The sequence below is a fragment of the Nonomuraea sp. WAC 01424 genome (genome assembly GCF_003947315.1).
In the GTDB taxonomy this organism is placed as follows: Bacteria; Actinomycetota; Actinomycetes; order Streptosporangiales; family Streptosporangiaceae; genus Nonomuraea; species Nonomuraea spiralis.
Map to the genome: position 1 here is coordinate 1 of NZ_QHHZ01000027.1, position 21,940 is coordinate 21,940.

Sequence of the window (21,940 nt, forward strand, 5' to 3'; positions counted from 1 at the left end):
CTGCTCCACCAAGACCCCAACCGCCCCTGACCAGCCCGGGACATCGCCCGCCACCTCCGCGATGTCACCCTCAACACCATGTAGCGGCAACTGTCTCGCTGGGCCAGCAGCCAACTCATCCGCAAGATTGGGCCGGGTATCTACACCGCCCGGCCAATCTCTTCAGCACTCTTGCCAACAGCCCAAAAGCCTCAACTGCCTGGCCTTGGGCGAGCCCCCATCCGCTGCTACCGGAACCGTCTGCCGTTCCGTCCCGACCGACGACTGACAACCGGTGCGGTGGTGGTCACGGGGATGCCTGAGGGAGCCTGGGCGCCCGTGATACGCCTCAGCTCGGCCTCGCCCGAACGGACCTCGCTGGTCTGCGGGACGATACCGGCGTCGGCCATCAAGCGGGTCATGTCACGGCGCTGATTGGGCAGCACCAGGGTGACGACGCTGCCGGACTCGCCGGCGCGGGCGGTGCGGCCGCCGCGGTGCAGGTAGTCCTTGTGGTCGCTCGGCGGGTCGACGTTGACGACGAGGTCCAGGTTGTCGACGTGGATGCCGCGGGCCGCGACGTTGGTCGCCACCAGCGCCGTGACGTGTCCGCTCTTGAACTCGGCGAGGGTGCGGGTGCGCTGGGGCTGGGACTTGCCTCCGTGCAGCGCGGCGGCGCGCACTCCGCTGTTCAGCAGCTGTTCGGTGAGCCGGTCCACAGCGTGCTTGGTGTCCAGGAACATGATCACCCGACCGTCGCGAGCAGCGATCTCCACAGTGGTGGCCTGCTTGTCGGCACCCTGGATGTGCAGCACGTGGTGCTCCATCGTGGTGACCGCGCCCGCCGAGGGGTCGACCGAATGGACCACCGGGTCGCTCAGATAGCGACGGACCAGCAGATCGACGTTGCGGTCCAAAGTGGCGGAGAACAGCATCCGCTGGCCATCTGGGCGCACCTGGTCAAGCAGGTGGGTGATCTGCGGCATGAAGCCCATGTCGGCCATCTGGTCGGCCTCATCCAGCACGGTGATGCCGACCTGGTCCAGGCGGCAGTCGCCGCGCTCGATGAGATCCCTGAGCCGTCCCGGGGTCGCGATGACGACCTCGGCGCCGTTGCGCAGCGCATGGGCCTGGCGGCTGATCGACATGCCGCCGACGACCGTGGCCAGCCGCAGCTTCAGCGCTTGGGCGTACGGCGTGAGCGCGTCGGTGACCTGCTGGGCCAGTTCCCTGGTGGGGACGAGGATCAGGGCAAGCGGTCGCCGCGATTGTGCCCGCTGTCCGAAGGTGCGGACGAGCAGGGCCAGGCCGAAGGCGAGTGTCTTGCCCGACCCGGTGCGCCCCCGCCCCAGGACGTCCCGGCCGGCCAGGGAGTTCGGCAGCGTGGCCGCCTGGATCGGGAACGGTTCGTTCACGCCCAGGCCGGTGAGCACCTTCAGCAGTGCGGGCGGCATGCTCAGCTCAGCGAACGTCGCGGCTGCCGGCAGGGCCGGGGTTACGGTGACCGGCAGCGCGAACTCTCTCTGGAGCGCGGCGGGACGCCGCCCGTTGCCGGACCGGCTGGAGGCGCCTGAACGGCCCTGAGCCGGAGAGCTGAATCGGCCGCCCCTGCTTCGGGCGGAGCCGCCCGTACGGGGCGAAGAGTTGCGATCGTGCGCGCGAGTTGCGTGGTTCATGCAGAACCTTCCTCGATGCGGCACGTGTCAGGATCCTCGGCGCGATGAGCGGCACAAGAACAGCTAGCACGAGCCGAAGAAAGACGAGTCGAACCGGCGGAAACAGCCTGGGCTCGTACGTCGAAATGGTCGGCTTTCGCCGGGAAGAACGCGGCTGTGATGCCGCGCCGTAGAACTGGAGCGGGCCTATGCCCGAACCGGAGCCATCGGTGGTGCATCCGGTGTGCGGCGGAAGAACAGACACGCTGTGCTTCTCGGGTTGTGAGGTCATCACGGCACAATGGATGCCACAAAAGCAACGCGCCGGGGACCGCGCCCTGCGGCGCGGGCCCCGGCTACGTGGTGCGCAGTGTCAGGCGGGAACGATGTTCTCGGCCTGCGGGCCCTTCTGGCCCTGCGTGACGTCGAAGGCCACCTTCTGGCCCTCGCGCAGCTCACGGTAGCCGCCGTTGGCGACGATGTTGGAGTAGTGCGCGAAGACGTCGGCGCCGCCGCCGTCCTGCTCGATGAAGCCGAAGCCCTTTTCCGCGTTGAACCACTTCACGGTGCCAGAAGCCATGTTGATCTCCTTCGATGGGTGCAAAGCCGAAATCCGCGTCGAACGGATTCCGCGTCGCCGCGATAGGACCACACACCCGGAAATGACCGGAGAACAAAAAATGCACCTGAGGCTACATACCGTCAGGTGCACACAAGTCTTTATGGGTACCACAACTGCAACTGAGTCCAGGCTAGCACATGTGCCGCCGTGCTGCGCATGCCCCCGCCAACGCCGACATCATCCGCGCGCCATTGCCGCCTTGACCTGCAAGTTCCAGGTTCAACTGCGCTGTTGCCCGCACCGCGCCATCCCGATCGGCCAGGCAATCTCCTCGTCCTGCAGCTCATCAAAGAGGCCGCCATTCAGGCTGGGAAAGGCTTACGGTTCCGGGCACCGCAGGCGTCCGGGCCAGCGCGGCCTGCCTGTACGACCGAGCAGACCAGCAGGTCGGCGAGGTACTCGGCGGCACCGGGCCGCTCGCCGGTCGAGGATCGGCTAATACTCCAGTGACACATCGGGTCGCCCACCTGGTCGAGAACCAGCCGGTCGCCGAGTACGGCGGCCCGGGCTGGTACCGCATCACGAGTCGTGGCAAATGCCTCTAGGCGGACGGGATACTCAGGCAGCTCAGCGTGCACGATTGCGACTGGGAGCCGCACCAGTGGTGGGAGCTGCGCGTGGGCGGCAACTGGACCCAGGGCCCGCCCGTCCCGGGCACCGGCCACCAACTGTGCGCCTGCCGAAAATCACGTCCATGCACGTCAGGCAGACCATGCATCGCATCCGAGGTCCGCTGCGAGCCATCCTGCCTGTGAACGCAAATGACCAGGCGATGACTGCTCGGTGGTTGCTCGCACAGTTCGGTCCACCGCAAAATTCGAGTTCACCACGCAAGCCTGGCCCCAGACAGCCGCGCCGAGATGGGGGACAAATGGCGCATAGTGCCGATGGTCAAGAACGCATGGTTGCTCGGTGGTTGCTCGCGTGTACGCGACACAGCACGGCACCCGTCGGCACAGACCGACACGACGACGGGGATAATTCCGGCCACGACAATACAAAACAGCACTCCGTGACACCGAGCGACATCAACCAAGGATTCTCATAATCCATGGGTCGTGGGTTCAAGTCCCACCCGCCCTACTCTTCAATACCGCGTTCGACCTGGGGGCTCTCGGTTCCCGCCGGCCCTGGATCTCGTTGTTGATCATGGCCCTGCTCATGGACCTCGGGGACCGCATCGGTTTCTTCCGCTTCCTCATCCGCGACCGAGATACCAAGTTCACCAAGGTGTTCGACGCGGTCTTCGCTGGCGCGGGCGTGACAGTGGTGAAGATCCCGCCGCGCACGCCGCGGGCGAACTGCTATGCCGAGCGGTGGGTGCGCACTGTACGGGCCGAGCGTACCGACCGCATGCTGATCTACGGCGAACGGCACCTGCAGTCGGTTCTGACGGAGTATGCCGCTCACTACAACGGCCATCGGCCACACCAGTCCCGCTCGCAGCGACCACCCGATCACGACGAGTGGACCATCGTACCCCTGGAAGGCCTGATCGAACGCCGGAAGGTGCTCGACGGGCTGATCAACGAGTACCACCGAGCCGCATAGCCGCTTCGGAGAACTCCCAGCTCAAGCCCTACTCGATGAACTTTGAAGCGGTACACCCATCTGGCGAGCCTGCCGGCCCGGAACGGCCGCGGCGATGAGGCGTTCGAGCTGCTGCGCCCGCACATCGAGCTGGTAGGTGTCGCTTCTGGTAGAGGCATCGGATCTTGGTCGACTGGTGTCTTACCGAGAGCCCTTTCTCATGCCAACCTGTCCCGGCGCCTGCCGACCGACGCGATCAGGTTGGAAATGCCTCACTTCTCGTCAAGCCGAGAGCATATTTCGAACGATTCTTCATTAATGAAATCCGGTTCTGGCACACCACTGATCGTCTTCCAGTACTCCGGATCAGGTCTAAGGAGTCCTGCATCGACGCAGGCATCCCTGATCAAACCATCCTGGAACTTTGGGAGCAACCATGAATATGCGCCGCCCGTCCTGGTTCCTGCTGTGACCACCTGACCGCTCGCGTTCATGGCCAGGCGCCAAATTCCCGATTCAGGGGCCCTGAGGGTGGCCAGCTTGATCGGCCCAGAATTATCACGCAGGCCCCAGATGACAACTGGATCCCGGCCGGACGTGTCGCCCGGTTCGTCGTCGACGGTTGCCGCGATAGACCCGTCACGGGAAATTGCCACGGATGTTCCAGATTCTGGCGGAATGGGGAGAGAACCTACACGAACAGGCAGCCGTGGATTAGTGAGATTGTAAACAGCTCTGCCGATGATCGCCCTTTGGCCATCGGCACTGAGGGCCCCGCTTGTCCACGAGCGCATTTCGGGATCAAGCTCCGCGCTCATGAGCTTCGTGGCCATGAAGGGGCGCGCTCGGCCGGCCAGTAGCCATATCGCCGCAGAGTCATCGCTGACAGTGAGCAGCATGCGGCCGTCTGTCGTGGTCGATATGCTATGCACTCCTGAAGCGTTCTCGTGCATGCGCGACAACAGCTTCGGCTTCTGCCTGGCGAAGAGCTGCCAAATTTCTACAGACCCATCCCCGAAGCCGGCGAATAAAGTTCTTCCGTCAGCACTCAAGGACACATCTAGCAGGTCCGCCTTATAGCTGCCCACACGGATCATCGTCTTGATTGGTTTGACGGGGTCGCCGAGGTCCCACATCGCGATGTCACCACTGGCGCTTTCACCGACGACTGCGACTCTCCCGTCGGAGGAAAGAGCTACCGGCCCGGACTCGTCATCGAGCGTGACCCTTCGGGCACCCTCGAGATTTTCCCGGTCTGTCGTGGCGTCCTTCTCCAGCCGCCATATTCCGGAGCCCTCGAGCGCATCGGATATCAGCACTACTTCGCCGCTGAGATCCTGTGCGAGATCGATTATGTTGGCGCTTCCCGGAAACGATCCCCTGCGCTCTGCGACAAGGGTGTCCTCCAAGGTTGATCTCGTGTAGGAGTTGGTATGGACCTGGACCGACACGTAGCCCAGCAACTTCGCGGCGTACCAATCAGAGCCACGCTTGCCGACACCATCAAGAGCGATCGCGTAAGCATCGGATACATCCACCTGATTCCGGTGAATGGGTATTCCGATTCCGATGCACAGTCCGAGGGCCAGTCCTACGAGAGCCGGCCAACACAAACGACGCCGGCACCTGTGAAGCATGATCCCCATGGAGAGAGGTCTGTCGTGCGTGCCGGTACTCGTTCGGGCAGCGCTCGAGGCGTCCGACATGCTTCTCTCCTCCGAGCCGCACGGACCGGGCAGATCTCTGCCCGGTCCCGATACGAGGCAATGCTCTGCCCCACGACATCCGACTGTTCTCAGATCATGCTGGTTGCGTTCAGATGTACGCTACTACTCATTCGATGAACCCGATCGTCGTTGGCTTGTCGTAGATCTGGACGCCGCCGCCGAAGAAGGTCGCCGTGTAGCCAAGGGCGACCCAACGTCCCGGGTTCGCCTTGATGAAATCGTCGATCATTTTATTGATTGAGCTTGCTTGAAGCTGGTTAGCCCAGGCTGAGACCGAGTTGAGCATATCGCATATTTCACCGCCCTTGTCAGCGTAGGCCTTCAGCCGCTCCACCTTTCCGGAGAATTTGATCGACTCGCACACCCCTCCCAGGAAACCCTTGTTCGCCTGGACGTGCATCACACCCATCCACGCCTGGTACGGATTGTACGTCTTGGTACATCTGCCTACACGGTCCGTCCGATCCGTCATTTTACAGCTAACGGTCATGGGCCGATCGTCGCACCCTTCCTTCTTGCCGCTCGCGGCGGCAAGGACGCAGCTGATCGCACCATTACCGACGATCATGCATCCTTCGGGATTCTTCGTCTCCTTGACGCAATTGAGCTGGACGATGCCGGCGGCGAAGCAGTCCGACCCGGTCCCGCCGCTCACATGGCATCTGGCAACGTTCTGGGCAACGCCGTGACATGTCTTCGCATCGAGCCCATAGCCGTCGAAGTTGGTCGCCATATTGCCCTTGTAATTGCAGACCGCGTATGCGTCGATTGCCGCCCGGCAACCCTTTCGCGTGCCATCCGTCCCGTCGCCCCGGCATCCTACGTATTCGGCCGTCCCGCCATTGCACATCTTCACCACCGCTGAAGAGGCGTCGTACTGCTGACCGCTGTAGCTGCCTCGGCACTCGGCGTTCTCCTGATATGCCTCTACGCATACCTGCCGGGAAGTGAGTTTGTCCTGCCGGCAGGTCTGGTATTCGGATTGCCAGCCACAGCGATTGCCGAGGCCTATCTTCTGGCAAGCCACCTGAGTCCCGTCGGCTTCACATGCATACGCCGACTTCTTGTTGCGAATGCGGCAGTCCGCATAGGCGTTAGCCCCCTTCTTGCATGCTGTCGCACTATTCAAGTGATCAATGCCCAGCTCGCAGTCGTCTTGGTACGCTTCCTTCTGATTATGGAGCTTGTTCTCCTCGTAGCACTTCTTCCCCTCGAAGCCCTTTTTCTCGCAGGCCTTGTAGCTCGCCTTGGTCAGAACCCCGTCACCCTTCTTCTTGCATTTAGCCTGATTAGGCTTCTTGCTGCAGGACGCATGGCCGTCAGGGTCGACGTTGAGCAGGGGGTTGTTGTTCGCATAGCTGTAGCGGTTGAGCTGTACGGACGGGTCCGGGTTCTGGGTGAGGCTGTCACGGCTGACGAAACTGCCGGCGGTGGGCTGGTACCAGCGAGCGGCCATGTTGACCTTGCCCGTTGAAGGATCTGTGTACCCACTCTGGTAGCCGAGGGCGTGCACGGTCTGGCCAGTGCGGGCGGTCACTTCACCGAAGGGGTTGTAGGCGACGGAGTCGACCAGGCTGGTGCCGGTTGCGGTGAATGCACCGATGAGATCCCCGCGCAGGTCGCAGAAGGCGAGCTGCGCGCCACCCCCGTCGTCCAGACCGAGGGTGCGGCCGAGGGCATCCCGTCCGAACGAGGCGCTCTTGGCTCCGGTGGCGGTGTCGGTAATGGTGACGAGGTTGTTGCTTCCGCCGTCATAAGTCATGCGCTGGGTCTTAGCGTTGTAGGTGCGGGTTTCGACCCTGTCGAGCGCGTCATAGTCGTATTGGACGCCGTCGTCGTTGACCATGCGGTCGAACGCGTCGAATTTGGCGGTGCGGACCATGCCGCCGCCTTCCTCGGCGAGGGTGCCACGAGCGCTGTAGGTGTAGGTACGGCCGTCACCAGCGGTGAGCCGGTTGCGCTCGTCGTAGGTATAGGTCTTGTCACCGGCCTTGATACGGTTGCCGGCGGCGTCCCAGCCGTACTGGGTCGTTACCGCGTCCGGCCCGGTCCACGAGGTGAGCCGGTTGGCCCAGTCGTAGGTGTAGGTGCTCTTCCCGGCGCCGGCCGTGCCAGTGGTGGTCTTGGACGTCATGTCGTCGTCCAGGTCATAGCCATACTCGATGGCCGCGATCGGCGCGTTCGCCGACGTTGTCAGCACATCCTTGGTGAGCCGGTTCAGCCCGTCGTAGGCGTACGTGCGCCGGGCACCACCAGCACCGTAAGCCATCCCGATGAGGCGGTTGGACTTGTCGTAGTTGTAGTCGACCGTCGTCGCCGAGACGGGATCGACCGCTTTGGTGAGCCGGTCGGCGTTGTCCCATTCGAAGATGGACGTGCCGGTCGCGTCCACACGCTGCACGAGCCGGTCATTGGCGTCGTAGGCGTACGTGTTCAGGTCCCCGGCCGTCGCGCTGCTGGACTTCAACAACTCGCCACGGTCGTTGAAGGTGAAGGTCAGGTCGTTGGCTGTGACCAGGCGGCCGGCCTGGTCGTAGCCGAACGTCTTGGCCTCGGTGTCCACCTCGGCGCCGGAGCCGGTTTGCTTGATGAGCCGGTTCAGCTCGTCGAAGGTCCGCTCCACGCGCACCCCGCCCGGGGCGAGGCTGACAACGGGGTTACCGCCCGCGTCGTAGGAGACAGTCCAGGTGCGATCCTTCAGCTCCGGGTGCTGTGCGGTCGCGGGCTCGATGACAGATTCCACCAGGCCGAGGCTGTTATAGGTGGTGTAAGTCGCGCGACCTAGCCCGTTGGTCGCGCGGGTCTGAGCGTCGACGGCGTCGTACCCGAAACTGCTGGTGATCCTCTCGCTCGCCGAGACGGGCTCGACCAACTGGGTCATCCGGTTGGCGGCGTCGAAGACTCGGGTGACGGTGTGCCCCTCACCCGAGGTGCTGCTGATCAGGTTTCCGGCCAAGTCGTAGCCGGCCTTTCGAGTGCGTAGAACCGTCCCGCCGGCGTCCAGCTCACGCATTTCCACCTTGCGGCCGGCCAGGTCGTAGACGGCGGTCGAGGTGAGCCCGAGCATATTGGTCGTCGTCGTGGGACGTCCGGCCAGGTCGTAGCCGAAGGTTGTGGCGTTGCCGAGCGCGTCGGTGTGCTTGGTCAAAGCGCCCGTCGCGTCATACTCACGCGTCGACGAGTCCCCTGTGGGACGGGTGGTCTTGGTCAGCCTTCCGGCATCGTCGTATTCCAGCGTGGTGACGTAGGCGCCGGGCGTCGGCTTGCGCTCGATCGTGGTGAGCGTGATCTGCCGGCCGAGATCGTCGTAGGTCGAATCCGAGCGTGCACCAGTGGGGTCGACCGTCCACAGAGCCTCGCCGAGCAGGTCATAGCCGAGGGTCCAGATCCCCGCTTGCCCACCGCCGGCAGGAGGGTCATCGACCTTCACCTTGCGGCCCAGCGCGTCATAGACGGTGGTGGTGGTCTGGCCGCGGGGATCGGTGGCCTTCACGAGGTGGCCGGCAGCGTCGTACTCCGCGGTCGCGGTCGGCGTGATCGGCTGCCCGCCGGGTGGAGAGTAGATCGGGAGGGTCTGCGAAGTGACGCGCCCGGCCCGGTCATAGGCGACCGTGGTGGTCCGGCCTTCGGGATCGACCTGGTGGGTGCGCTCGCCGAAAGCGTTGTAACCCAGCTTCGAGGTCGGCCGCTCGCTGACCGGCGCGCCTCCGTTACGTTCAACCTGTACGGACGGCAGCTGCAAGCGCACCGGCAGCCCAGCGGCGTTGTAGGTCATGTTCGTGGTGAAGTCGGCCGCGTTCGCACCCGACGCATTACCCCGCGGGTCGGTCATGGCGGTGACCAGACCGCGATCGTCCACGGTCAGCGTAGTGACCAGGTCGGCGCCGTCGTTCCGGAGGATCTGCTTGATCGGCTTGTTGAGCACGCTGTATTCGAACTCTGACTCCTCAATACGGTTGCTGCCCGCGCCCGTGCGCGTCACCTTGAGCACGTTGTCGTTGGCGTCGTAAGCGAAGTTGATCTTACGGGCCAGCTTCTCCGGATCCACCACCTGCGAAGCGACTCGGCCAGCCGCGTCATACGACGCTTCGATCTTCAATGTGCCACCACCGGTCGTCTGCCGGATCAGTTGCCCGGCCGCGTCGAACACCCTGGATTCCAGCACGACGTCCCGTCCGCTGGAAGCCCCGTTCAACTTCGCGCCCTTGGCGATCGCTTCGAACGGCAGATTGTCGGCGTAGTAGGTGTAAGCGGTCGTGCGCCCCATGGCATCGGTCTTGGACGCGACCCGGCCCGCCGGATCATAGGCGATGGACTCCATCACCACATCCCTGGCGGCCTCTGGAGCGAGCGGGCTGCCTGTCCACCCCTTCAGCACCGTGGTCGCCAGCTGGCCTCCCGGCGTGTAGGTGTAGGCCAGCGTGGTACCACGCGGGTCGGTAGAGCTGACTTTCCGGCCCTTGGCGTCGTAGGTGAACGTCTCCACGCCCCTCTCGGGATCGGTGATCGTCTCCTGCCGGCCGTAGGCGTCGTAGGTGTAGGTGGTGCTGCGCGCCGCGTCCCCGCCTGTCGCGTCGGCGCTGGTCTCCGTCAGCAGCAGGCCGTCGGCGTCGTAGGTGGCCGACCACGTCACGGTGTGGGTCTTGCCATCGATGTCGTTCTTGATGCCCGGCCCTGTCTTGGCGGTCACCTTGCCCAAGGCGTCGTAGGCGATCGTGCTTGTCACGCCCTCCGGGTACGCCTGGGAGATCTCCGTGGTGGAGATCACGCGACCGAGCGCGTCATGGGTGAATTTCTTCACCAGTCCCGACGGAAGCGTCTCGGTCGCCAGGTCACCGGCGGCGGTGTAGGCGTAGATGGTCTCGCTGCCCTTGAAATCCTTGGCCGACTTCACGAGCCCGGCAGGCGTGGTTCCGCCGCCGACTGCGGACTCGGTGCCATTGGTGTAGGACTTACTCATACTGCGGCCGGTGGGGAAGTCTGCCGTGGCCGGAGTGGTGGACTTGACCTCTTCGCCGAATTCGTCAAACGTCCACGAGGTCATGTAGGTCTCGTCGGTGGCCGAGGCCGACCGGGCGTCCCGCTGGCCAATCTTCACGTCGTTGCGCGGGTCGAACGGTTTGTCGTTGATGACGAAGTAGTCGTAGTACTCCGTCGAGCAGTCCGCGCCCGCCGTCCGGCAGGTCCTCTTTGACAGCAGGTTCCCACGTGCGTTGTAGGCCAGCTCGACCACGTTACCGTTGGGGTCGATCACCTTGGCTGGATTCCCGCCCACGTCATAGGCCCACTTCGTGGTCGCGCCAACCTGGTCGGTCACCGACACCTCCCGGTAGCCGCGCTGCGCGTCGGCGACGTAGGTGACGACGCCGTTGTGCGGGTCGGTCACCGTCACGGTGGCGAAGGTGGAGATCGTGGTCTGCTTCGCGTACACCGGGTCCGACAGCTTCCACGTGCCTCCGTTGGCGTCGGTGTTCGTCATCAGCCGGCCGCCATCGGGGTTGTAGGCGTTGACCGCCCATACCCGGCCCGACGGCTGGGTCACCTTGGTCAACTGCGGCTGCGCATTGCCGGCCGCGAAGTGCCGCTGCACGGCTGCCGTGCTCAGCGGTCTGCCGTAGATCGCGGCCTCGTCGATGTCGCCGTTGAACGGGAAGATCGCGGCTGCGCTGGTCGTGGACGGCCAGGCCGAGGAGCCCTGACCGGAGCCGATCCGGGTCTCCGCCATCTCTCCGTGCCGGATCTCCCCCGCCAGCGTGCCCACCTCGACGGCGTCCAGATACAGCGTCTGGGTGTGCTCCGCCGGGGTCGAGCTGGTGGCGGGCTTGGTCTGCACCGCAGACAGCACCACATGGTGCCAGGCTCCGTCGTTCACCGTGCCCGAGGAGGTGATCGGGGTCTGCGCGATCGTGGACGGGCCGGTGTAGAACTGACCGCGCAGCTTGCCGTCGGTCCCCACGTACACCACCGGCATGGACTTCGACGGCGTGCCGTCAATGCTCGCGTCCATCGCGGTTTCGGGCGGCGCCGATGTGTTGTCGGCGGTGCTCTGCATGCCGATGACCGTGCCGGAGGCGGTGGTCTTGAACCACGCCTCGACCGCCAGTTCCCCACCCCGGCCGCTGATGGCGTTCTTCGGCAGCTGCACGAAGGTCGAGCTCGCCGCTCCCTTGAAGCGCATCGCCGGGTCGGGTGAGCCGGCCAGCGCGCCCGGGACCCGAGGACCGAGGTCGGCCGGCGTGGACCCGTTCAGTTTGGCCTGCTCTTCGGTGATGTTCCAGCTCGCCGCGCTGGCGACCACGGTGCCGGTACGAGTGTCGGCTTCATTCAGCCGGTAGTAGTACTCCGGCTCCGAGTCGATGACCACACTCTTGTACCGTGAGGCCGTGTCGTAGGTGTAGGTCGTGCAGGCCGTGGCCGAGGTTGGCGGGCACACCTTGACCAGCAGATCAGCCTCGTAGGTGTAGGTCCACGTCAGCGGCGTGCCGTTCACCGGGTCGGTGGACACGCTCGCCACGTGATTGCCCTGCCAGGTGAACGTCAGCGACCGGCCTCCGGTCGCGGTCACCTTGGTCAGCTTGCCATCGCTGCCGCGGGTCAGCTCCTGCCCGCGTCCACGATGGTCTGTGATCCTGGTGAGCAGGCCGGATGCGTCGAACCAGTAGGAGGTGGCCGACTTGTCCATCAACCGCCAACCCCCCGTCTGCTCGGCGGCCATCGTCGCGAACGTGCCCTGCGGCGGCGCGTAGTTGCCGTTACCGGTGGGCGCAAACCGCAGCTGCTCCCCGCCCGGGTAGGTCACCAGCAGACTGCCCGTCGGCTCGGCCTCGATCCGCATGTCGTACCGGGTGGTCCAGCCGGCGCCGAACATGCCGTCCGTACGGGGGTCCAGGCTGTTGTAGGTACGGCTCACCGACAGCTGTGGCCCGACCACCGTCACCGAGGCGTCGGTCTCGGTGTGCACGTAGTTGCCCGAAGTGTGGTTGAACTCGTGACCCTCCGTGCCGGCGGTCAGCAGTCCGTTGATGTTGCCCTGCTCCGGCACCGGAGTGAAGGTCCGCCACGAAGACGTCACCGTGGTGTAGGTGGTGGCCGCCTTGGCCATCCACGAGTACGTCTCGCCCCACTTCAGCCGCTCGTCGACGACCTGCCAGGCGCCTTCCTTGGTCCAGTCCTCGGTCTTCTCCGCCGAGTCCTTGCACCAGCGCCAGTTCGGTGCGCTGCCCGCGCAGATCTGGAACCAGTACTTGACCTCACCCTTGTTGAAGGGCCGCGCGTTCGCCGACAGCACCGGCGTCAGCGAGCCCACCTGGCTGTTGTTCGCCGGGGAGAACGACTCGAACGGCAGCGCCGTCACGCTCGCGTACACCCAGTCCGACCACGGCCCCGACACCCCGGAGGTGGTCGTGGCCCTGGCCCGCCAGCGGATGTGCCAGCCGTCGGTCAGCTTGTCGGCCGGTACGGCCGTCCAGGCGTTGGTCCCGGAGGCGTAATCCTTGTCCGAGGTGCCCGACCAGATCAGGCCGGTGCCCTCGTCGCCGTTCGCCGGGTCGTGCTCCACCTGGACGTCGAGCTTGCCGGGGCGGTTTTCCGGGTCGGTGACCTTGGCGTACATCCACGGCGTCAGCGACTCCGCCGTCCAGGATGTCGTGCCCCGGATGGCGGGGTTCATCCCCAGGCCGTCGATGCTTGGTTTGCCGAGATCCACGGTGCCGTTCTGCCAGGGTGACCATTCGCCTTCCGCACCGGCGGTGGTGATGCCGCGTACCCGCCAGCGGATCTTCATGCCGTCGGTCAGTTTCCCGGCCGGGACCTGCAGCCAGGCGTTGCCGCCGGAGGCGTACTGAGTGGTGCCCTTGCCGGACCAGATCAGACCCGTGCCCTGGGCGGGAGCGGCCGGGTCATGCTCGATCTCGGCGCCCAGCACCAGTTTGGAACCTCCGGCGTCGGTCACCTTTGCGTACAACCACGGTGTGACGGACGCCAGCGTCCACGAGTCGGTGCCACGGGTGGCGGGCACCGCGCCCAGGCCGTCGCCCGCCGTTCCGCTCACCGCGACGGTGGACGCCTGCCACTCCGTCCACGGGCCCGCGATCCCCTCGGCGGTGGACACCCGTACGCGCCAGCGGACCAGCCAGCCGTCCTTCAACTTGCCCGACGTCACCGTGGGCGTCTGCAACCAGCATCTGCTGGTCGTGTAACAACCACTGCTCGACAGGTCGCCTGTGCCCGACCAGATCAGGCCCGTGCCCTGCGCGGTGACCGACGGGTCGTGCTCGACCTGCGCCTCCAGGCGTAAGGTCCGCGAGTCGGGGTCGCCGCCGTAGGCGTAGAAGGTGGGCTGCGTCGAGGTCAGCGTCCACAGTCCTGACGTCTGCTGTCCTGGGGAAGCCGTCGCCTCCGAGACCACAGGCTTGGAGGCGTCCACCCGGGTGGCCTGCCACTCCGACCACTGACTGGCCACTCCGTCGGCGGTGAAGACCCGTACGCGCCAGCGAACCTGCCAGCCGTCCTTCAATTTGCCCGACGTCACGGCGGGGGTCTGCAACCAGCATCTGCTGGTCGTGTAACAACCACTGCTCGACACCGTGCCGGTGCCGGACCAGATCAAACCTGAGCCCTGCCCGGCGGCCGACGGGTTGTGCTCGATCTGCGCCTCCAGGCGCAACGGCCGCGAGTCCGGGTCGCCGCCGTACGCGTAGAAGCTCGGCTGCGTGGACGGCAACGTCCACAAGCCCGCGACCTGCTGGCCAGGCGAGGCCAGCGGCTCCGACACCACCGGCTTGCTGGTGTCCACGCGCCCGGCCTGCCACTCCGTCCACTGGCTGGCGACCGAGGCCGCCGTGGACACACGCACGCGCCAGCGGATCAGCCAGCCGTCCTTCAGCTTGCCCGACGCCACGGCGGGGGTCTGCAACCAGCACCTGCTGGTCGTGTAACAACCACTGCTCGACACCGTCCCGGTGCCGGACCAGATCAAACCTGAGCCCTGCCCGGCGGCCGACGGGTCGTGCTCAACCTGCGCCTCCAGGCGCAACGGCCGCGAGTCCGGGTCGCCGCCGTACGCGTAGAAGGTCGGCTGCGTGGACGGCAACGTCCACGAACCTGCCGCCTCCTGCCCCGGCGTGAGCAGCGGCTCCGACACCACCGGCTTGGAGGTGTCCACCCGCCCGGCCTGCCAGTCCGACCACTGACTGGCCACCGAACCTGACGTGCTCACCCGTACGCGCCAGCGGATCAGCCAGCCGTCCTTCAGCTTGCCGGCCGTCACCACGGGTGTCTGCAACCAGCACCTGCTGGTCGTGTAACAACCGCCGCTCGACACCGTGCCGGTGCCGGACCAGATCAACCCTGTGCCCTGGGCGGTGGCCGACGGGTCGTGCTCGATCTGCGCCTCCAGGCGCAACGCCCGGGCGTCCGGGTCGCCGCCGTACGCGTAGAAGCTCGGCTGCGTGGACGGCAACGTCCACAGACCTGCCACCTGCTGACCGGGCGAGGCCAGGAGGTCCGACGTCACCGGCTTGGAGGTGTCCACCTGGCCGAACTGCCACTCCGACCACGGGCCGGGCACCAGCGCGCCGGGAGCGGCGGTGGACTGCACCACCGCGCGCACTCGCCACCGGATCTGCCAGCCGTTCTGCAGCCCCGTCACCTCGGGCGACTCGTGGGAGGCCGAACACGTCTGGTTCGTGAAACAGGTGTTACCGAACGTCGTGCCCTGCCCGGTCCAGATCAGGCCGGTGCCCTGGCCGGTCGCCGCCGGGTCGTGCTCGACCTCCGCCTGCAGTACGCCGGGCCGCCGGTCGGCGTCCGCGATCGCGGCGGTGAAGGACGGGCTGGTGCTCGGCAGGATCCACTTGCCGGACACCAACTGCCCGACCGGCGCCGACACCGTGCTCACGACCGGGCCGGGCGGGATCGTCTTGGCGATCGCCGTGTCCACCCGCGCCGACACCCACGCCGACCACGGCCCGGACGCCCCTGACGTGGTGGTGGCGCGGGCGCGCCAGCGGATCTGCCATCCGTCGGTCAGCTTCCCGGCCGGTACGGCCGCCCAGGCGATCGTTGCCGTCGCGTAGTCCTGGTCCGATGAGCCCGACCAGATGAGCCCGGTCCCCTGCCCGGCGGCGGCCGGGTCGTGCTCGACCTCCACGTCGAGCTTGCTCGACCGGTTGTCAGGATCGGTGACCTTCGCGAACAGCCACGGCGTCACCGTTCCGGCCGTCCACGACGCGCTGCCCTGAAGCGCCGGGTCCATGCCCAGCGACTCGACCGACGGCTTGTTGAGGTCCACGCGTGCCTGGGTCCAGTCCGACCACGGGCTGATGGCGCCGCTGGTGGTCTCGGCACGGGCCCGCCAGCGGATCCTCATCCCGTCGGTCAGCTTCCCGCCCGGCACCTGCACCAGCGCGTTGTCACCCGAGTGGTACGCCTGAGCGCTCTTGCCCGTCCAGATCAGGCCGCTGCCCTGCCCGGTCGCGGCCGGGTCGTGCTCGATCTCCACGGCAAGCAGGGAATCCCTGGTCTCCGGGTCGGTCACCTTCGCGTAGAGCCACGGCGAGGTCGCCGCCGCCGTCCAGGTTCCCGCGTCCCAGGTCGCGGGCGTCATCGACAGGCCGGACACCGACGGTTTGCGCAGGTCGAAGCTGGTCGCGGTCCAGTCGGTCCATGGGCCGAGCGCGCCGGTGGTGGTCTCACCGCGTACGCGCCAGCGCACCTTCATGCCGTCCGTCAGCTTGCCCGCGGGGACCTGCGCCCAGGCGTTGCCGCCGGAGGCGTAGGCGGTGGTTCCCTTGCCTTCCCAGATCAGGCCGCTGCCCTGCCCGGTCGCGGTGGGGTCGTGCTCGACCTGCACCGACAGTTTCGAGGCCCGCGAATCGGGGTCGCTGACCTTGGCGTACAACCACGGCGTCACCGACGACGCCGTCCACGAGGTCGCGCCCTTGGTCGCCGGGGTCAGACCCGCGTCGGACGCGGCGGGTTTGGTCACGTCGACGCTCGCGCTCTGCCAGGGCGACCACTCGCCCTCGGCGCCGGCGGTGGTGACGCCGCGTACCCGCCAGCGCACCTTCATCCCGTCCGTCAGTTGCCCGGCCGGGACCTGCAGCCAGGCGTTGCCGCCCGAGGCGTAGGAGGTGGTGGCCTTGCCGGACCAGATCAGGCCCGTGCCCTGGGCCGGTACTGCGGGGTCGTGCTCGACCTCGGCGCCCAGCACCAGCTTGGAGCCGCCGGCGTCGGTGACCTTGGCGTACAACCACGGTGTGACGGACGCCAGCGTCCACGCGTCGGTGCCACGCGTCGCGGGCACCGCGCCCAGGCCGTTACCGGCTGTGCCGCTGACCGCGACCGTCGACTCCTGCCACTCCGACCACGGACCGGCGACACCGTCCGAGGTGGACACCCGCACCCGCCAGCGAACCAGCCAACCGTCCTTGAGCTTGCCCGCTGTCACCGCAGGTGACTGCAAATAGCATCGGCTGGTCGTGTAACAACCACTGGACGACAAGGAACCGGAACCCGACCAGATCAGGCCCGTACCCTGCGTCGCCACCGACGGGTCGTGCTCGACCTGCGCCTCCAGACGCAAGGTCCGCGACTCGGGGTCGCCGCCGTACGCGTAGAAGGTCGGCTGCGCGGACGACAACGTCCACAACCCCGCCACCTGCTGGCCCGGCGAGGCCAGTTGCTCCGACACCACCGGCTTGGAGGTGTCCACGCGGCCGGCCTGCCACTCCGACCACTGACTGGCTATGCCGTCAGCGGTGGACACGCGCACCCGCCAGCGAACCAGCCAGCCGTCCTTCAACTTGCCCGACGACACGACGGGGGTCTGCAACCAGCACCTGCTGGTCGTGTAACAACCGCCGCTCGACACCGTGCCGGTGCCGGACCAGATCAGGCCCGTACCCTGCGTGGCGACCGCCGGGTCATGCTCGACCTGCGCCTCCAGGCGCAACGGCCGCGAATCCGGGTCGCCGCCGTACGCGTAGAAGCTCGGCTGCGTGGACGGCAACGTCCACATACCCGCCACCTGCTGGCCAGGCGAGGCCAGTTGCTCCGACACCACCGGCTTGGAGGCGTCAATCCGCGCGGACTGCCACTCCGACCACGGGCCCGCCTCCCCTTCAGCGGTGGAGGCCCGCACGCGCCAGCGGATCAGCCAGCCGTCCTTGAGCTCGCCCGACGCCACCGTCGGGGTCTGCAACCAGCACCTGCTGGTCGTGTAACAACCGCCGCTCGACACCGCGCCGCCGGCCGCCCAGATCAGCCCGGAGCCCTGGCTCGCCGCCGACGGGTCGTGCTCGATCTGCGCCTCCAGGCGCAGCTTGCGCGAGTCGGGGTCGCCGCCGTACGCGTAGAAGGTCGGCTGCGTGGACGGCAACGTCCACAGTCCTGACGCCTGCTGACCTGGGGAGGCCAGTTGCTCCGACACCACCGGCTTGCTGGTGTCCACGCGCCCGGACTGCCATTCGGACCACGGGCCCGCCACCTGGTCGGCGGTGGACACCCGCACCCGCCAGCGAACCAGCCAGCCGTCCTTCAACTTGCCCGACGCCACGGCGGGAGACTGCAACCAGCACCTGCTGGTCGTGTAACAACCACTGCTCGACAGCGTGCCAGTGTCGGACCAGATCAGCCCGGAGCCCTGGCCGGCGGCCGACGGGTCGTGCTCGACCTGCGCCTCCAGGCGCAGCTTGCGCGAGTCGGGGTCGCCGCCGTACGCGTAGAAGGTCGGCTGCGTGGACGGCAACGTCCACAGGCCCGCCACCTGCTGACCTGGGGAGGCCAGTTGCTCCGACACCACCGGCTTGCTGGTGTCCACGCGCGCGGACTGCCACTCCGACCACGGGCCGGACACCAGCGCGCCCGCTGTGGCGGTGGACTGCACCACCGCGCGCACCCGCCACCGCACGTGCCAGCCGTTCTGCAAGCCCGTCACCGCGGGCGACTCGTGCGAGGCCCAGCACGTCTGTCCCTTGAAACACGTCTCATCGAACGTCGTGCTCTGCCCGGACCAGATCAGCCCCGTCCCCTGCGCCGGTACGGCCGGGTCGTGCTCGACCTCCGCCTCCAGCGCGCCGGGCCGCCGGTCCACGTCCGAGATCGCGGCGGTGAAGGACGGACTGGTGGTCGGCAGGATCCACTTGCCCGTCACCAACTGGCCGGCGGGCGCCGACACCTCGCTCACGGCGGGCCCAGGCGGGATCGTCTTGAACACCGTCGTGTCCACGCGCGCCGACACCCACTCCGACCACGGCCCCGACACGCCGGACGTGGTGGTGGCGCGGGCGCGCCAGCGGATCTGCCAGCCGTCGGTCAGCTTGCCCGACGGCACGACCGCCCAGGCGTTGGTGCCCGGCGCGTACGCCTTGTCCGAGGAGCCCGACCAGATCAGCCCCGCCCCCTGCGCGGGAACGGCCGGGTCGTGCTCGACCTCCACGTCGAGCTTGCTCGACCGGTTCTCCGGGTCGCTCACCTTGGCGAACAGCCACGGCGTCACCGTCCCCGCCGTCCAAGACGCGGAGCCGGGAAGAGCGGGATCCATGCCGAGCGACTGGATCGCCGGCTTGTTGAGGTCGATCGCGGTTGCGGTCCAGTCGGTCCATGGGCCGAGCGCGCCGGTGGTGGTCTCACCGCGTACCCGCCAGCGCACCTTCATGCCGTCCGTCAGCTTGCCCGCGGGGACCTGCGCCCACGCGTTACCGCCCGAGGCGTAGGCGGTGGCGCCCTTGCCCTCCCAGATCAGGCCGCTGCCCTGCCCGGTCGCGGTGGGGTCGTGCTCGACCTGCACCGACAGTTTCGAGGCCCGCGAATCGGGGTCGCTGACCTTGGCGTACAACCACGGCGTCACCGACGACGCCGTCCACGAGGTCGCGCCCTTGGTCGCCGGGGTCAACCCCGCGTCGGACGCGGCGGGTTTGGTCACGTCCACCGCGGCGCTCTGCCAGGCCGACCACTCGCCCTCCACGCCCGCCGTGGTCACACCGCGCACGCGCCAGCGCACCTTCATCCCGTCCGTCAGTTGCCCGGCCGGGACCTGCAGCCAGGCGTTTCCACCCGAGGCGTAGGAGGTGGTGGCCTTGCCGGACCAGATCAGGCCCGTGCCCTGCGACGGAACGGCGGGGTCGTGCTCGACCTCGACACCCAGCACCAGCTTGGAGCCGCCGGCGTCGGTGACCTTGGCGTACAACCACGGTGTGACGGACGCCAGCGTCCACGCGTCGGTGCCACGCGTCGCGGGCACCGCGCCCAGGTCGCTACCGGCCGTGCCGCTCACCGCGACCGTCGACTCCTGCCACTCCGACCAGGGGCCAGCCACCCCGTCGGATGCCGACACGCGCACGCGCCAGCGAACCAGCCAACCGTCCTTGAGCTTGCCCGACGACACCGCAGGCGTCTGTAAGTAGCACCTGCTGGTGGTGTAACAACCACTCGACGACAAAGACCCGGAACCCGACCAGATCAGGCCCGTACCCTGCGTCGCCACCGACGGGTCGTGCTCGACCTGCGCCTCCAGACGCAACGTCCGCGACTCCGGGTCGCCGCCGTACGCGTAGAAGCTCGGCTGCACGGACGACAACGTCCACAACCCCGCCACCTGCTGGCCAGGCGAGGCCAGTTGCTCCGACACCACCGGCTTGGAGGTGTCCACCCGGCCGCCCTGCCACTCCGACCACGGGCCGGCCACCCCGTCGGCGGTGGACACGCGCACCCGCCAGCGAACCAGCCACCCGTCCTTCAACTTGCCCGACGCCACGACGGGCGACTGCAGATAGCACCTGCTGGTCGTGTAACAACCACTCGACGACAAGGAACCGGAACCCGACCAGATCAGGCCCGTACCCTGCGTCGCCACCGACGGGTCGTGCTCGACCTGCGCCTCCAGACGCAACGTCCGCGACTCCGGGTCGCCGCCGTACGCGTAGAAGCTCGGCTGCGTGGACGGCAGGCTCCAGATCCCGGACGTCACCTGTCCGGGCGAGGCGATCGCCTCCGAAACGACCGGCTTGGAGGTGTCCACCCGCGCGGCCTGCCAGGCCGACCAGGCGCTCACCACGCCGCCGGACGTGGAGACCCGCACCCGCCAGCGAACCAGCCAGCCGTCCTTCAACTTGCCCGACGCCACGGCCGGGGTCTGCAACCAGCACTTGCTGGTCGTGTAACAACCGCTGCTGGACAGCGAGCCGGTGTCGGACCAGATCAGGCCCGTGCCCTGCGCGGCGACCGACGGGTCGTGCTCGACCTGGGCCTCCAGGCGCAAGGTCCGCGAGTCCGCGTCCCCGCCGTACGCGTAGAAGGTCGGCTGCGTGGACGGGAACGTCCACAGGCCCGACGTCTGCTGGCCCGGCGAGGCCGACATGCCCGACACCGCCGGAAGCGCGGCGGCCGTCACGGCCTGCGTCCGGGTGGTCTTCGCCGCGCTTGCCACGGAGACCTTGTGCAGGGCGGCGCTCTCGGCGCGTGCGCGGGTCTGCCGTGCGTCGTCATTCGTACGCGGCGATTCCCAGGTCAGCGGCGGCGGGCTGTTCAGCCCGTCCGTGGCCGGCTCGTCCGGCACCTCGCGCGGCTTCTCCAGCGGGAGCGACCCCTTGGGCCGCTTGTCGCCGGTGCTCTTCGCCTTGTCCTCGGTCTTCGGCTGAGTGGCGGCCGGATCGACGAGGTGCGGCAGGTTCGCCGCGCTTCCTGAGCGCTGGACGGGAACGGCGCCGGCGGAGCCCGCCCCCGGGGAGCCGGGAATCGCCAGCCGGTTCGGCGAGGGGTCCACGACGACCGCCTGCGCCTGCAGCGCGAGGATCCCCGGCATGAGGATCATGGTCACGACCACGACGAGGCGGCTCAGCCACCTGGATGGTCCATTGATTCCGATTCCTAGCCGGGTCCGACCCAGCACACCCGCACCTGTCCGAGCACGCCGCATGGCCACGCCCACGCTCCCCGCAGACCAGGCGCATCCCCGTAAGCGCCGCATAAAGAACGCCACAGATATACACAGAAAAGTCGAACCAGGAATAGGCCTTGACAAGGTGATCACTGGTGGTGCAGCAGGCCGGAAATAGTCCCGGCCAAGGGGATTCGGCCAGCTCATGCACAGGAAGCCTAAAGTCGCAGTGTGACGTACATCACACAGGAATTCTTGATTTCCCAAGGGGGTGGACGAATTCTGTAGCGTCCCCGTCACCATGCGTCTCACCTGGCCGGCACTCGCGCCTGCGCGAGGGACTCCGGGGCGGGCAACCAGGCAAGAAGGCGCGGTCCGTTATTTTGGCGGGAAGCAGCTGAGGCATTCGCGTGGAGGTGGAAGCATTCGGTCCCCGCGCTTACCGGCTGCTCACGACAAGGGCGGGACCGATTTTCTCTACGACATCAAGGATCACGCGAGCGGTTCAGAGCCGCTTCGAATTCCGATGTCGTCGCGCCCGTTTATGGCC

At 67.1% G+C, this 21,940-nt stretch carries 5 protein-coding genes; 1 reads left to right on the plus strand and 4 read right to left on the minus strand.

Going from position 1 to position 21,940, the window contains the following annotated elements:
* Nucleotides 1-227 precede the first annotated feature (227 nt).
* Both DMB42_RS48760 and DMB42_RS48765 read right to left on the minus strand, forming a co-directional pair.
* Nucleotides 228-1,655, minus strand: a complete 1,428-nt coding sequence (locus DMB42_RS48760) for a DEAD/DEAH box helicase (RefSeq protein ID WP_260478385.1) — start codon at nt 1,653-1,655, stop codon at nt 228-230.
* Nucleotides 1,656-2,007: 352 nt separating this feature from the next.
* Nucleotides 2,008-2,214, minus strand: coding sequence for a cold-shock protein (locus DMB42_RS48765; protein WP_020545593.1), 207 nt, complete (start codon nt 2,212-2,214; stop codon nt 2,008-2,010).
* A gap of 1,191 nt (nt 2,215-3,405) precedes the next feature.
* On the opposite strand from DMB42_RS48765, the gene DMB42_RS48770 reads away from it, so the two are divergent.
* Nucleotides 3,406-3,807 carry an integrase core domain-containing protein gene (locus DMB42_RS48770; RefSeq protein ID WP_221762702.1) on the plus strand — a complete coding sequence of 134 codons (402 nt, stop codon included), beginning with the start codon at nt 3,406-3,408 and terminating at the stop codon, nt 3,805-3,807.
* 251 nt (nt 3,808-4,058) lie between these two features.
* Here DMB42_RS48770 and DMB42_RS48775 read toward each other — a convergent pair whose 3' ends face one another.
* Nucleotides 4,059-5,324 carry a WD40 repeat domain-containing protein gene (locus tag DMB42_RS48775; RefSeq protein ID WP_125647813.1) on the minus strand — a complete coding sequence of 422 codons (1,266 nt, stop codon included), beginning with the start codon at nt 5,322-5,324 and terminating at the stop codon, nt 4,059-4,061.
* Between the two features lie 295 nt (nt 5,325-5,619).
* Nucleotides 5,620-21,597 (minus strand): RHS repeat-associated core domain-containing protein, encoded by a 15,978-nt coding sequence (locus tag DMB42_RS48780; protein WP_125647815.1) that lies wholly within the window; start codon nt 21,595-21,597, stop codon nt 5,620-5,622.
* Nucleotides 21,598-21,940: the final 343 nt, after the last annotated feature.